Genomic DNA, 13,889 nt, shown 5'->3' on the forward strand with positions numbered 1-13,889 from the left:
TTAGTTTAAGAAAATAATTTATCCATTTTCTCTTTTTCTTCAGCAGCCAAAGCAGCATCTACTAAAATACGTCCACTATGTTCATCTATAGTAATTTTTTTTCTATTTGCAATTTCTAATTGTACTTGAGGCGGAATTGTAAAATAAGAACCCCCAGAAGCACCTCTCTCAATAGCTACAACAGCCAAACCATTTTTTACTTTGGTTCTTATTCTATTATATGCCGCAAATAAGTGAGTGTCTAAAGAATCACCAAACTCTTGAGATTTTTTTATTAAAAGCTCTTCTTCTTTACGCGTTTCTTGTAAAATGGCATCTAATTCAGCTTTTTTATGCTCTAAATGTTTTTCTTGTTTTGCAAGCTTATCTTTAGTAGCATCAATTACTTCATGTTTTTGAGCAATTTTAGCTTTAAATTCATTGATTCTTTTTTCTGCCAATTGAATTTCTAAATCTTGATATTCAATTTCTTTAGATAAAGAATCAAATTCTCTATTATTTCTTACTTTTTTCTGTTGTTCATCATACTTTTTCATCAAAGCATTAGATTCTTCAATCGCTAACTTTTTGTTATTGATATCTGTTTCTAAATTAGCAACATCTTTATTTAAATTAGCAATACGAGTATTTAACCCAGCAACTTCATCTTCTAAATCTTCAACCTCTAAAGGTAGTTCCCCTCTAACATTTCTAATTTCGTCAATTCTAGAGTCTATTAATTGTAAGTCATATAAAGCTCTTAATTTTGCTTCAACCGAAATTTCTTTCTTCTTTGCCATGTTTATATATAGTATATAGGATTCGTACTTTTTTCTGATAAAACGATTGCAAAATTACTAAATTTTTTTGTAAGATAGTCAACCAAAAGGTTTTTTGTAAACTGTTCGCTTTCATAATGTCCAATATCTGCTAAAAGGATACTATTTTCGGCTTTAAAAAATTCGTGATATTTAAAATCTGCACTTATATACGCATCTGCTCCAGCTCTTTTAGCGTTTGAAATAGCAAAACTACCTGAGCCACCTAAAACAGCTACTCTTTTTATTTTTTTGTTGATAAATGAAGAGTGACGTACACAGCTTGTTTGCATCGTTTTTTTTAGGTACAACAGAAATTCTTTTTCACCCATATCTTGAGGTAGTTCTCCAATCATTCCCATACCGATATTTTGATGAATATTTTCTAAGGTAATAATTTCGTATGCTACTTCTTCATAAGGATGATGTTCTTGCAAAGCTTTTAAAATGTTACTTTCATTTTTACTTTCAAAAGTTAGTGATAGTTTTATTTCATTTACAGTTTCTAGCTTGCCTTTTTCACCCAAAACAGGGTTCGACTCTTCATTGCCTTTAAAAGTACCCACTCCAGAAACAGAGAATGAGCAATGATCATAATTACCAATGTTTCCAGCACCCGAAGCAAATAATGCAGACTTTAATTCTTCTTTATTTTCAGCAGGTACAAAAGTGGTCAGTTTTTTTATGATTCCCTTTTTAGGAATTAAAATTTTAGTATTATTCAGCCCTAAAACTTCTGCTATTTTTGCAGAAACTCCTACTTTTGAGTTGTCTAAAGCAGTATGTGTAGCGTAAATAGCAATATCATTTTTAATAGCTTTAAGAACTACACGCTCTACATAAGTAGTACCATTTAATTTTTTTAAACCGCTAAAAATAATAGGGTGAAAGCTCACTATTAGATTACAATCTCTAGCAATTGCCTCATCAATAGTTTTTTCTAAGGTGTCTAGGGTAACTAAAACGCCAGATACTTTAGTGTCATAATTGCCTACTAATAACCCCACATTGTCAAAATTTTCTGCGTAGTTTAATGGGGCAATTTCTTCTATGTAATTTGTAATATCTTTTATAATCATACCTTAAAACTTAATGGAAAGCCAAAGTTAGTATTTTCAATGCATCAATTCATAAAAATGACTTATTTTCGTGTTAATGAAATTTCTTCGATTTTTATTATTTCCATTTGCTGTAGTATATGATGTTGTAACAACAATCAGAAATTTCTTTTTTGATACCGGTTTTTTTAAACAAACTTCTTTTAAAACTCCTGTTATTGTAGTTGGTAATTTAAGTGTTGGTGGTACAGGTAAAACCCCACAAATAGAATATTTAATAAGACTGTTAAAAGATACTTTTAAAGTCTCTGTTTTGAGTAGAGGATACAAGCGTAAAACTAGTGGTTATGTTTTGTTAAATGACAACCATACTGCTTTAGATGTGGGTGATGAACCTCTGCAATATTATAAAAAATTTACTAACATTAATGTGGCTGTTGATGCAAATAGGGTAGAAGGGGTTACAAATTTAATTGATCAAAAATCTCCAGAAGTTGTATTGTTAGATGATGCTTATCAGCATAGAAAAATAAAAGGCAGCTTGTATATTCTACTCACTAAGTATAACGATTTATTTACAGACGATTTTTTGTTACCAACTGGTAATTTAAGAGAAAGTAGAAAAGGGGCAATAAGAGCAGATGTTATTATTATAACCAAATGTCCATCTGATTTAAATAAATCCAACCAAAATATTATAAAAAAAAGATTTGATACATATAAAAAGCCAATTTATTTTACTTTCATTTCATATGGTAATATTATTTCTTTTAAAAATAAATTGGCAGTAGATATTTTAGTAGATTATGAAGTGGTTTTAGTAACAGGAATTGCAAATCCAAACCCACTATTAGCATTTTTAGAAACTAAAAATATTAGTTTTAAACATTTAAAATATCAAGATCATCATCATTTTTCAACTAAAGAAATTAACGAGATACAGCGTGTTTTTACCAGTATAAAGTCTGCAAAGAAAATACTATTAACTACAGAAAAAGACTACGTGCGTTTAAAAGATGCTTTAGAGAATTTGTATTTTATTGAAATTGAAACAAAATTTTTAGATAATCAACAAGAGGTTTTTAATCAACAAATTATTCATCATATACAGCAAAACCGATGTTGTTAACACCGGTTTTTGTTTTTGAGTTTTTTGTTAAAAGTTATCATTTTAATGATTACATAACACTTGTAAGACACTCTATTTTTTAACAAGTCACAAATTTAATTTTATAATGGTATTATTTTTGATATTTTTGAATAAACAAAATGTAATATGAATAAATTCATAGTTTTTTTTGCGATTGGCTTTTTTACTTTTCAGTCTATGCAATCTCAAATAGTTACAGCAGATAGTGTAAGCGTTTTTGAATCTAAAAAGATTGAACTTAATTGGACACCAACGTATAAAGAAGCGTTAAAGATTTCTAGGAAAGAAAAGAAACCTGTTTTAATCTATTTTACAGGATCTGATTGGTGTGGACCATGTAAAGTTTTAAATGATGAATTATTTTATACAGATAAATTTAAATCTATTTCTGATAATGAATTAGTATTGTTAGAAGTAGATATTCCAAGAAGAAAAGATTTAATTGATCCTGATAAGATGAGTGAAAATTTATATTTAAAAGAAAAATATAAAGTAAAATCTTTTCCAACATTAATGGTAGTTAATCATAGAGGTAAAAAAATAGCAGAAAAAAAAGGGTATGTTATGACGGAATATTATTATCCTTTTTTTAAAGAAGTTATCAGAAAATATTAAACATAAAAAAACCAAAGTAATTGTACTTTGGTTTTTTTTTATGAATGAAATTGATTCTTAATTTTGATTTACAACTCTAAACGTTGTTCTTCTGTTTACAGAATGTTCTGCTTCAGAACATTTAACATTGTCTGAACATTTATTAAGTAATCTAGATTCTCCAAATCCTTTAGCAAACAACTGACTCGCATTAATTCCTTTAGATATCAAATAATCTGTAACTGCTTTTGCTCTAAGATCAGATAATTCTTGATTGTCTTTTTTAGTACCTCTCATATCTGTATGAGATTCAATATAAACAGCAACACCATCTCTTAAAATAGGTAGTAATCTTGCATCTATAATTTGTTTAGCACCATCATTTAAAACAGCACTAGAAAAATCCCAATTAATAGGTAAAGGAGTATTGTCAATTAACTCACAATCAACAGCTTTCCAAGAAGTAAGACCTCCTTTTCTAACTAAAATTTGTTTGTTAACAGATCTATATACTGCAGGTACAATTACCTCTTCAGTTCTTGCGTCTTTAACTAAGATGGTTTTTTCGATAGTTTTATATTCAGGTTCTGTTTTTACAATACTTGTAGTTGGTGGTTTTACCATTACTTTTCTTTTGTAGGTTTTTTTAACACCAGGTATAGTTGTTTTTGTAACAGAAGCATCTTTCTGCAATTTTTCTACAGGCATAGTTTTAAACTCTGCTGGTTTTGGTTTATAACACCAATATCTACAATCATCAGGATTGCTAGACTCGCAATTAGGTAGCTTTTCACTCATTTCCCAATTTGCAGTCGCGGCTTTTATTTCAACAGTTTCAAAACCTTGAACAAAAATAGCTTTTTGTGTTTCTAATTTTGTACCATCTTCTTTTTCGAAATAAGTAACTTCTTGAGTTCCCCAAACTGCTGGTACTACTAAAATTTTTTGACCAGCTTCTTTAATTAATACCTTTTCTTTAATGGTTTTGTATTCAGCAGGATAAGAAATTATTTTTTTATACTCTGGTGACACAGCAACGTTAACAGTTTCGTTCTTATATACATCTGGTGTTTTACAACGAACATAACATTTACCAGGTTCAGGGTTTGGTGGTAAGTCCTGACCAAAAGACAATGCAGCCATCATTAGAAAAACTGCGCTAAATAGAATTTTTTTCATTTTTTTGAACATTAATAAATACTTTGATATAGTAGCTTAGTATTCAGCCAAAAGTACTAAAAACATTTAAAAATTAGCAGTAAAAACAAGAAATTATAGTTTATTGTAGTATAAACTTTTTATAATACCATCTGCTAGACCAATTTTTGGAACATATATTTTTCTAGAGCCACTCCATTTCATTGCAGAAAGGTAAATTTTTGTTGCAGGAATTATAACATCTGCTCTATCAGGATTTAAACTCAATTCAGAGATTCTTTCTTGGTAGCTCATTTGTTTTAAAAATTGATATTGAGCATTTAAATAGATGTAAGAAATTGGTTTGCCTTCTGTTCTACCAGACATTTTAAACAATTTATTGATGTTTCCACCAGAACCAATTAAAGCTATTTTTTTAAGATTTTTTGTGTTTTTGGTAATCCATTTTTCAACATTGGCAAAAATTTCTTTATTAACCGATTTTTTATTGTTTAATAAACGCACAGTACCCATTTTAAAGGATTTTGAGTTGGTAATTTTACCACCAGAAAAAATAGTAAATTCTGTGCTACCTCCACCAACATCAACATATAAATAAGAATTATCACCTTCAATAAGCTGATTTAAATCGGTAGATGAAATAATTGCAGCTTCTTCTTTGCCACCAATAATATCTATTTGAATTCCTGTTTTGTCTAAAATTTCTGCAACAACCTCATCACCATTTTTAGCTTCTCTCATTGCTGAGGTTGCACATGCTTTGTAACGCTCTACATTATGTACATCCATTAATAGTTTAAAAGCTTTCATAGCGTTTACCATTCTGGTAATGTTTTCATCACTAATAAAACCTTTTACAAAAGCGTCTGCTCCTAAACGAATAGGTACACGTACCAACGAAGATTTTTTGAACTGGGTTTCTTTACCTTCTTTAATAACAATATTAGAAACTAATAATCTTATTGCGTTAGATCCTATATCTATAGCACCATATTTTTTTATTGTTAAAGCACTCAAATTATTTATGATTTTTAGGGAATTCGATCATAAATGTTTTCCCTTTTTTAATATTTTTCCAATGTTTTTCTTGAAATTTAAGACCTATAATTCCACAAGTGGTTACATGTGCAATGGGTTTACTACCAAATTTATTCACAAAAGTATTGATACCATGATCATGACTAAAAATAATAGCAGAATTAAAAGCATCATCTAAAGCACTTACTGTTTTTACTAAATAACCATCACTAAAACTGTACAATTGCCTGCTAATTTGAAGGTTAGATAAAGGAAAGCCTAAGTTGTCACAAAATATAATTGCGGTATGTAAGGCTCTGTTTGCACTACTAGAAACAAAAACATCAGGTCTATCAATATTTTTCGACAAAAATTTAGACATTAAATGAGCGTCTTTAATTCCTCTTTTTTTTAATGGTCTATCTACATCATCAATTCCTGAATATTCCCAAGAAGATTTTGCATGACGAACTATATATAGTGTTTTCATTTATTTTGGCTAATGGAATTGTAAATATAAAAATTAAGGTGACAAACGGTCAAGTTTCCAAGAAAAATCTTTTTGTAAAGAATATCTAATTCTGTCGTGCATTCTGTTGGGTCTTCCTTGCCAAAACTCAATAGAAATTGGTTTTATTAAATAGCCTCCCCAATGATTTGGTCTCAGAATTTCTTTTCCTTCAAAATTTCTTTCAAACATTTTTAAGTTTGCTTCTAATTCTTCTCTTGATGCTACTACTGTACTTTGATTAGAAGCCCAAGCACCTAATTTGCTACCCTCTGGCCTTGACTCAAAATAGCCATCAGATAAATTTTCTGCCAATTTTTCTGCTTTACCTTTTATGATAATTTGCTGTTCTAGCGCTGGCCAAAAAAAAGAACAACAAATATTATTATTAGCAGCAATAGCTTTTCCTTTTTCCGAGGTATAATTGGTATAGAAAATAAAACCTTCCCAAGTAATTTTTTTTAGCAAAACAACCCTGTTTTTTGGAAATCCATCTTGTCCAATTGTTGAAACATGCATTGCATTGGTTTCCTCTACTGTATTAGATTCATCTGCATTTCTAAACCAAGTTTGAAACAATTCCATTGGATTTTCGGGGCAATTGTTTTCTAAAAGTTCTTGTTTTTCGTATGATTTTCTGTAATCACTTAAGTCTTTAGCCATTTTATTTTTTTGTGGTTATTACAAAAATACGAATGTTTTTGAGCTAATAAAAGAATGTAGTTTGAGATTTTTGGTAAAAATAGTAACTATTTGTATTTGTTTTTTGAAGTATTTGTAATTCACTAATCCTCAATACTTAGGTGAAATAAAGCATCGCCTTTGTTTACAATTGGTGTTTTATTAATACAAAATACAAATCCATTAAAAGGAGCGTAGATTTTCTTTTTAAACTCACCAAACGGATCTTGAATAATTCCTAAAACTTCTCTTTTTTTAACAAAAGTACCATTAAAAACCATCACCTTTAACATGCCAGAGTCTGAAGCTCTAATCCATTTAGATTTTTTTACGAAAATAGGGGTTTCTCTTACCGTTATTTCACCTTGTATTAAACCTAAATGTATCAATACATTTCGAGTTCCGTTAACGCCTTCGTTAATAATGGTAGGGTTTAATTCGTATGATTTTCCGCCCTCAAAAAGCAAAACGGTTTTACCCATTTTGTGCAAAGTTTCTCGTAAAGATTTTACAATATTATTAGAAAAGAAAATCATTGGTGGATTAAAAATTTTAGCCAATTCTAATCCTTTGTCATCATTTTTGTTACATCTTATTTGGGCAATATTATCTCGTAAACCACCACCTGTATGAAAGTCGATAACATAATCTACAAATGGGGCTATTTTTTCTGAAAACTGGTAGGCAAATTGGCTAGCTAAAGAGCCGTTTTGTGTGCCAGGAAACATTCTATTTAAATCTCTACCATCAGGAAACTCTCGCGTGTGTATTAAATATCCAAAAATATTAAATACAGGTATGCAAATTATAGTTCCTTTTTGTGGTTTATTTAGTTTTTGATCTATAATTTCTCTAATAATGCCCACTCCATTTGTTTCATCACCATGTATACCTGCTAAAAGTAATACTACTGGGCCTGGATTTGAGGAGTGTTCAATAATAACAGGAACATTAATTGGTGTTCTTGTGTGTAGTTTTGCTACTTTTAAATCAATAACAGTACGTTTTCCTTCTGGAATAACTTTGCCTAGCAGTGTAAACGGTTTATTCAACATGAATCTCTAAGTATCTTATAATTTCTTTGGCAATATTTTTTCCTGTGGCTACTTCTATACCTTCTAAACCAGGCGATGAATTAACTTCTAAAACCAAAGGGCCTTTTGCAGATTGTAACATATCAACCCCAGCAACACCTAAACCAAGTGCTTTAGTTGCTTTTAAAGCTGTTTTTTCTTCTTCATCTGTTAATTCTATTACAGTTGCATTTCCTCCTCTGTGTAAATTAGATCTAAATTCACCTTCTTTACCTTGGCGTTTCATTGCTCCAATAACTTTACCATCAACTACAAAAGCTCTAATATCTGCACCACCAGCTTCTTTTATAAATTGTTGTGCAATTACTCTTGCTCCTAAACCATTAAAAGCTTCTAAAACTGAAGTTGCTGCATTTTTTGTTTCTGCTAAAACAACACCTAGACCTTGTGTGCCCTCTAATAACTTTAATACTAAAGGTGCACCACCTACAGAATCTACAACGTGTTCTACATCTTTAGTGTAATTGGTAAAAACAGTTTTTGGTAAACCAACACCCGCTCTTGCTAAAATTTGTAAACTACTTAATTTATCTCTAGATCTTGTTAAGGCTTGAGAACTAACAGATGTAAAAACCTTCATCATTTCAAATTGTCGAATTACAGCTGTACCATAAAAGGTAACAGAAGCACCAATTCTTGGTATTATGGCATCAACATTAGAAATGTATTCTCCTTTATAATAGATTTTGGGTGATTTTTTTTCGATAACAATATCACATTTTAAATGATCAACAACAAAAACCTCGTGATTTCTTTTTTCAGCAGCTTCAACTAATCTTTTTGTAGAATATAATTTAGGATTTCTGGATAGAATAACTATTCTCATTTTTTTGTTTGTTTTAATTTATGTGATAGGTTTTTTTTAGCGGTATCTATTAAAAATTTTTTGTTCAAAAATTTTCTTCCCAATAATATGGGAAATTTCATGTCTTTTCGTTCTGTTAATGTTAAATAAATAGGAAAGATTGTATTAAAAATTAAAATTTCTGTTTGAATCATAAATCTTGTTTCAGAAATTCCATTAGAACTTTTAACTATTTTAGACGTGTAATTTTTAAAGGTAAACTCTTTATTATTGTAAAATGAATGCTCAGGGTCTAACAATGTAAACCTAATAAAAGGGGTGTTATGTAAAGAAATTTCTTTTATATTAGAACAGTGTATGGATGAGGTGTACGCGCCAGAATCGATTTTTACATCAATTTCTTCTAAACATAATTCAGGAAAGTCTGCTTTATCAACCCTGCCAATTGTAATTTTCATAATAAAATATTGAAGAGTAAAATTAAGAATACTTATTGGTATATGATTAAAAATATTAGATTTTTGCAACAACGGCTTCTGCACAACGCTCACCATCCATAGCAGCAGAAACAATTCCGCCTGCATAACCACCACCTTCTCCACATGGAAATAAGCCTTCAATTTGTGTGTGTTCTAAATCTTGTTTTCTTGGAATGTTTACAGGAGAAGAGGTTCTAGATTCTACACCAACTATATTGGCTTCATTGGTATAATAACCATGCATTTTTCCACCAAAAGCTTTAAAGCCTTTTCGCAATCTGCTACCTATAATTTTTGGTAATAACGAATGTAAAGGTGCAGCATTTAATCCTGGTTGGTATGAAGTTTCATTTAAATCTGTAGAGAGTTTACCGTCTACAAAATCTACTAACCTTTGTGATGGTGCAGTTTGTGTTCTGCCACCTGCAAAAAAAGCTATTTTTTCTAAATCTTTTTGAAATTCTAAACCTTTTAAAGCACCAAAATGCTCGTATTTTTTAAAGTCTTTATCTATATTTAATTCTACGACAATACCAGAATTGGCAAATTTATTATTTCGTCTACTGGGCGACATTCCGTTTACCACAACTTCTCCATTTGCAGTTGCAGCAGGAACAATAAAACCTCCAGGACACATGCAAAAAGAATATACACCTCTGTTATTTACTTGATGTACCAAGCTGTAGGCAGCAGCAGGTAATAACTCATTTCTTGTAGTTTCGCAACTATACTGAATTTGATCTATAATTTCTTGAGGATGCTCTACACGAACACCCATGGCAAATGATTTTGCTTTTAAATGCACCTTTTTTTGATGCAACAATTCATAAATATCTCTAGCAGAATGACCTGTAGCCAAAATAACCGAATTCACTGTCATTTCTGTATCGTCATTAATTTGAATTGCATTTAATTTATTATTATTGATGATAAAATCGGTAACTCTGCTATTAAAATGAATTTCGCCACCAAATTTTAAAATAGTTTCGCGAATATTTTGAATGATTTTAGGTAGTTTGTTGGTACCAATATGTGGATGTGCATCAATTAAAATTTGTTCTGTGGCACCGTGAAAAACTAGGTTTTCAAAAATTCTTCTAACATCGCCACGTTTTAAACTTCTGGTATATAATTTTCCGTCAGAATACGTACCAGCTCCACCTTCGCCAAAACAATAATTAGAATCTTCATTTACAATATGCTTTTGATTTATTGCTTTTAAATCTCTTCTGCGTTCTTGCACATTTTTACCACGTTCTAAAACTATAGGTTTATAGCCTAGTTCTATACATCTTAAAGCTGCATACATGCCTGCTGGTCCAAAACCAATGATGTGAATTTCTTTTGCGTTGGAAACATCTTTATAGTCAAAAGTATAGTCAGATTGTTCTGCGGGTGTTTCATTAATATATACAGCAATTTTATAATTGAAAATGATGTCTTTTTTACGAGCATCAATAGATTTTCTTAAAACTTTTACCGCAGAAATTTCAGTAATATTCACAGAAAGCTTTTTAGAGGCTTTGTATATTAAGATATTTTCTTTTTTTTCTTCTATTAAATTAACTCTAAGTTGAATTTCTTTAATCATTTGTAAAATTATAATTTATAAAACATCATTTATGTTAGAATAAAGAATATCCAAATAATAATGAAAAAGTTTTGTTAGCATAGTTCCAGGGTATGTCATTACTTAAGCCATCTGTTTTTTGATACCTAAATGCTAAGGTATATTTATTTTTATGTTTTAAGCCTAATTCTAGTCCAAGAGTAGTGTCTTTTACTTTTATTAAGGTCTAAGTTTGATCCTGAATTTAAAAGAATATTAGAATTGTTACTAATTTCTGAAACTATATTTGCATTAACGAATAGTTTAGAATTTTTATTAATGTAAAAATAATGCCTGATGCCAATTGGTAATTCTATTGCGCTGTAATTTAAAGTGGCACTTTGCGTTGTAGCTTCTGTTTCTGATTTAAAATACTGGTAGGTAGGCTCTAAAATTATTGACCATTTGTTTTTATTAAAAGGTAAAATAAATTCGGCCTCTAAACCAATTCTATATGATAAACCATTATCAAAATTAGCAAATTGGGTGTCAGAAATGGTGTTGACAACCTTTAAATTAGATAAATTATAACCTATTCTAAAGTTTAAATTGAAAGGCTTTTTATTGTCCTTTGTTTCGTAATCTATATAATTTGAATTTCTACAATCATTAAAATCTATAAATAAATTGATTAGCTGTTTTTTTTTGTATTCTAAGTTTTTTATGTCTTTGATGTTAATATTTTGACACTTTAAATTGTCCCAAATTTGTTTTTTAAAGCTTACATTTTTTGCAACTTTATTAAATTTAGTTTTATACAATTTAAAAATTAGCTGGTTAATTTTATCATTGTCTACATTAAAAAAATATTTTCTTAGATTTCCATCCTCATATACAAACAAATTTGCTTTTCCTTCAATTAATACTTTAAGGAAAATTGTTTCTTTTTTAAACTCAGGGTCTTTTATAGTGCTTAATTTATTGATGTTAGAGGTTGACCTATCTATTTTGATTGTGTTTCTTATGTATTTTGATGCACTATCAATACCAAATTCTTTTACATTATTTATGTTTTCGTTTTGTATATTAGATTGTTCAGAAAGTTTGTAGTCAAATTTATTTGGGTTATTTTTCCAGTCTATGTTTTTAATAAAACACGATATGTATTTACCATCATTTTTTATAAAATATCCTTTTTCAAAAGATATTTGTGCCAAGAAATTTTGAGACAACATTAAAATTAATAGGCAGTACTTTTTATTTATCATTAACGCACTTTTTAAGATTTTAATGTTTCTGTTATGAAAAGAATTACAAGGCTTCTAATTTTGTTAACATTGATTTGTATTCAACAATACTTTCTTTACAAATAGGAATAGCATTTCTTAATTTTTCTTTAATAAGATTTTCATTTTCATGCTGTTTCGTTAGTTGTTCTATAGCAATAATTTCTTCTAAACAGCTGATGCCCATTAAACCAAATGATGATTTTAGGAAGTGACATACACTTCTAACTTCTTCAAAATCTAAGGTATTAAGATTGTTTTCTAGGGTTTTTAATCTTGGTGTTGTTTCTAAAAGATAAACATTTATTAATTGTATTAACATATCTTTATCTGTGCCGAAAAAACTTTTTACAGAACTTACATCAACCACATTACTAGTTAATATTTTGTCAATTTCCATAATTTTAATTATTTGGGGGATTATTGGTAAGCTATAGTGTAAAGATAAAAAAAATATTCAATTTTTTTTAATTCCTTAATGATAGTTCAAAAAAAAAGGAATCCTCAAAACTTGTGTATTGAGGATTCATTTTTAGATTTTTTTAAAACACTACAGTTTTTAAGAGTCGAAATAAGAAAAAGTATCTCCGTCTTTAATATTTAAAAGTGTTTCATAAATCATTTTAATCACGTTTTCTACATCATTTTTATGCACCATTTCTACAGTAGTGTGCATGTATCTTAGTGGTAAAGATATTAAAGCAGAAGCAACACCACCATTACTGTAAGCAAAGGCATCTGTATCAGTTCCTGTTGCTCTAGATAGTGCTGAACGTTGAAAAGGAATGTTTTTAGCCTCTGCAGTATCAATAATTAAATCGCGTAATTTTTGTTGCACTGCTGGTGCATAAGCAATAACTGGCCCTTTACCCAACTCCATTAAACCTGCTTTTTTAGGTTCAATCATTGGTGTAGTAGTATCATGAGTAACATCAGTAACAATAGCAACATTGGGTTTAATGGTTTGTGTAATCATTTCTGCGCCTCGTAAACCAATTTCTTCTTGTACAGAATTTGTTATGTACAGGCCAAAAGGCAATTCTTTACCATTTTCTTTTAATAATCGAGCCACTTCAGCAATCATAAAACCACCCATTCTGTTGTCTAAGGCTCTACAAACAAATTTGTCTCCATTTAAAATATGGAATTCATCAGGATAAGTAATTACGCAACCTACGTGAATTCCCATTTCTAAAACTTCAGTTTTGTTGGCAGCACCAACATCAATTGTAATGTTATCTGGTTTTGGGGCTTCTTCATTAGCTTTGTCTCTGGTATGAATAGCTGGCCAGCCAAAAACACCTTTTACAATTCCGTTTTTTGTATGGATGTTTACAATTTTACTTGGTGCAATTTGATGGTCAGAACCTCCATTTCTAATCACATAAATTAATCCGTTATCAGAAATATAATTTACGTACCAAGAAATTTCATCAGCATGTCCTTCAATGACAACTTTATATTTTGCATCAGGATTTATGACACCAACAGCAGATCCGTAAGTGTCTGTAATAAAGCTGTCTACATAGGGTTTCAAGTAGTTCATCCATATTTTTTGCCCTTCCCATTCGTAACCAGTTGGAGATGCGTTGTTTAAATATTTTTCTAAAAATTCTAAAGATTTTTCGTTTAAAATTGATTGTTCTGCCATTATAAAATGTTTGTAAAGTATTAATTAAAGCTAGTAAAAAGTTTAGGCCAAAAATTTATTAA

Annotated in this window: 15 protein-coding genes; 2 read left to right on the forward strand and 13 right to left on the reverse strand. The window is 29.7% G+C overall.

Annotated features, from left to right (window positions below; genetic code table 11):
* Positions 1 to 5 precede the first annotated feature (5 nt).
* The gene (locus tag SJY27_RS17125; protein WP_397446089.1) at positions 6 to 779 is read right to left on the reverse strand and encodes a zinc ribbon domain-containing protein; all 774 of its coding nucleotides are present in this window, start codon (positions 777 to 779) and stop codon (positions 6 to 8) included.
* A gap of 2 nt (positions 780 to 781) precedes the next feature.
* Complete coding sequence (locus SJY27_RS17130; RefSeq protein ID WP_397446090.1) at positions 782 to 1,876, reverse strand: Nif3-like dinuclear metal center hexameric protein; 1,095 nt, start codon at positions 1,874 to 1,876, stop codon at positions 782 to 784.
* A 76-nt stretch (positions 1,877 to 1,952) separates the two neighbouring features.
* Between SJY27_RS17130 and lpxK the strand changes: the two genes are divergently transcribed.
* A complete protein-coding gene (gene lpxK / locus SJY27_RS17135) occupies positions 1,953 to 2,984 on the forward strand; it encodes a tetraacyldisaccharide 4'-kinase (protein WP_397446091.1) in 1,032 nt (343 codons plus the stop codon).
* Between the two features lie 147 nt (positions 2,985 to 3,131).
* Positions 3,132 to 3,620, forward strand: a complete 489-nt coding sequence (locus SJY27_RS17140; RefSeq protein WP_397446092.1) for a thioredoxin family protein — start codon at positions 3,132 to 3,134, stop codon at positions 3,618 to 3,620.
* 57 nt (positions 3,621 to 3,677) lie between these two features.
* Here the strand turns inward: SJY27_RS17140 and SJY27_RS17145 are convergent, their stop codons facing one another.
* The 11 genes from SJY27_RS17145 to SJY27_RS17195 all read right to left on the reverse strand — a co-directional run bounded on the left by SJY27_RS17145 (position 3,678) and on the right by SJY27_RS17195 (position 13,827).
* A complete protein-coding gene (locus tag SJY27_RS17145) occupies positions 3,678 to 4,778 on the reverse strand; it encodes an OmpA family protein (protein ID WP_397446093.1) in 1,101 nt (366 codons plus the stop codon).
* A 93-nt stretch (positions 4,779 to 4,871) separates the two neighbouring features.
* On the reverse strand, positions 4,872 to 5,774 hold the full coding sequence (locus tag SJY27_RS17150) for a Ppx/GppA phosphatase family protein (protein WP_397446094.1): 903 nt from the start codon (positions 5,772 to 5,774) through the stop codon (positions 4,872 to 4,874).
* A 1-nt stretch (position 5,775) separates the two neighbouring features.
* Positions 5,776 to 6,264 (reverse strand): SixA phosphatase family protein, encoded by a 489-nt coding sequence (locus SJY27_RS17155; RefSeq protein ID WP_397446095.1) that lies wholly within the window; start codon positions 6,262 to 6,264, stop codon positions 5,776 to 5,778.
* 33 nt (positions 6,265 to 6,297) lie between these two features.
* The gene (gene pdxH / locus SJY27_RS17160) at positions 6,298 to 6,945 is read right to left on the reverse strand and encodes a pyridoxamine 5'-phosphate oxidase (RefSeq protein ID WP_397446096.1); all 648 of its coding nucleotides are present in this window, start codon (positions 6,943 to 6,945) and stop codon (positions 6,298 to 6,300) included.
* A 122-nt stretch (positions 6,946 to 7,067) separates the two neighbouring features.
* Positions 7,068 to 8,018, reverse strand: a complete 951-nt coding sequence (locus tag SJY27_RS17165; RefSeq protein ID WP_397446097.1) for a succinylglutamate desuccinylase/aspartoacylase family protein — start codon at positions 8,016 to 8,018, stop codon at positions 7,068 to 7,070.
* Positions 8,008 to 8,883: a 30S ribosomal protein S6--L-glutamate ligase gene (gene rimK, locus SJY27_RS17170; RefSeq protein WP_397446098.1), complete on the reverse strand. Its 876-nt coding sequence runs from the start codon at positions 8,881 to 8,883 to the stop codon at positions 8,008 to 8,010. The genes SJY27_RS17165 and rimK overlap by 11 nt, the downstream gene beginning before the upstream one ends.
* Positions 8,880 to 9,320 (reverse strand): ATP-dependent zinc protease, encoded by a 441-nt coding sequence (locus SJY27_RS17175; protein WP_397446099.1) that lies wholly within the window; start codon positions 9,318 to 9,320, stop codon positions 8,880 to 8,882. Before SJY27_RS17175 ends, rimK begins: the two co-directional genes overlap by 4 nt.
* Positions 9,321 to 9,375: 55 nt before the next feature.
* On the reverse strand, positions 9,376 to 10,932 hold the full coding sequence (locus SJY27_RS17180; protein WP_397446100.1) for an NAD(P)/FAD-dependent oxidoreductase: 1,557 nt from the start codon (positions 10,930 to 10,932) through the stop codon (positions 9,376 to 9,378).
* A gap of 149 nt (positions 10,933 to 11,081) precedes the next feature.
* Positions 11,082 to 12,158, reverse strand: coding sequence for a tRNA modification GTPase (locus SJY27_RS17185; protein ID WP_397446101.1), 1,077 nt, complete (start codon positions 12,156 to 12,158; stop codon positions 11,082 to 11,084).
* A gap of 43 nt (positions 12,159 to 12,201) precedes the next feature.
* A complete protein-coding gene (locus SJY27_RS17190) occupies positions 12,202 to 12,576 on the reverse strand; it encodes an Hpt domain-containing protein (protein WP_397446102.1) in 375 nt (124 codons plus the stop codon).
* A 159-nt stretch (positions 12,577 to 12,735) separates the two neighbouring features.
* Positions 12,736 to 13,827, reverse strand: coding sequence for a M42 family metallopeptidase (locus SJY27_RS17195; RefSeq protein WP_397446103.1), 1,092 nt, complete (start codon positions 13,825 to 13,827; stop codon positions 12,736 to 12,738).
* Positions 13,828 to 13,889: the final 62 nt, after the last annotated feature.

It is taken from the genome of Polaribacter sp. R77954 (assembly GCF_044595335.1).
Lineage (GTDB): Bacteria > Bacteroidota > Bacteroidia > Flavobacteriales > Flavobacteriaceae > Polaribacter.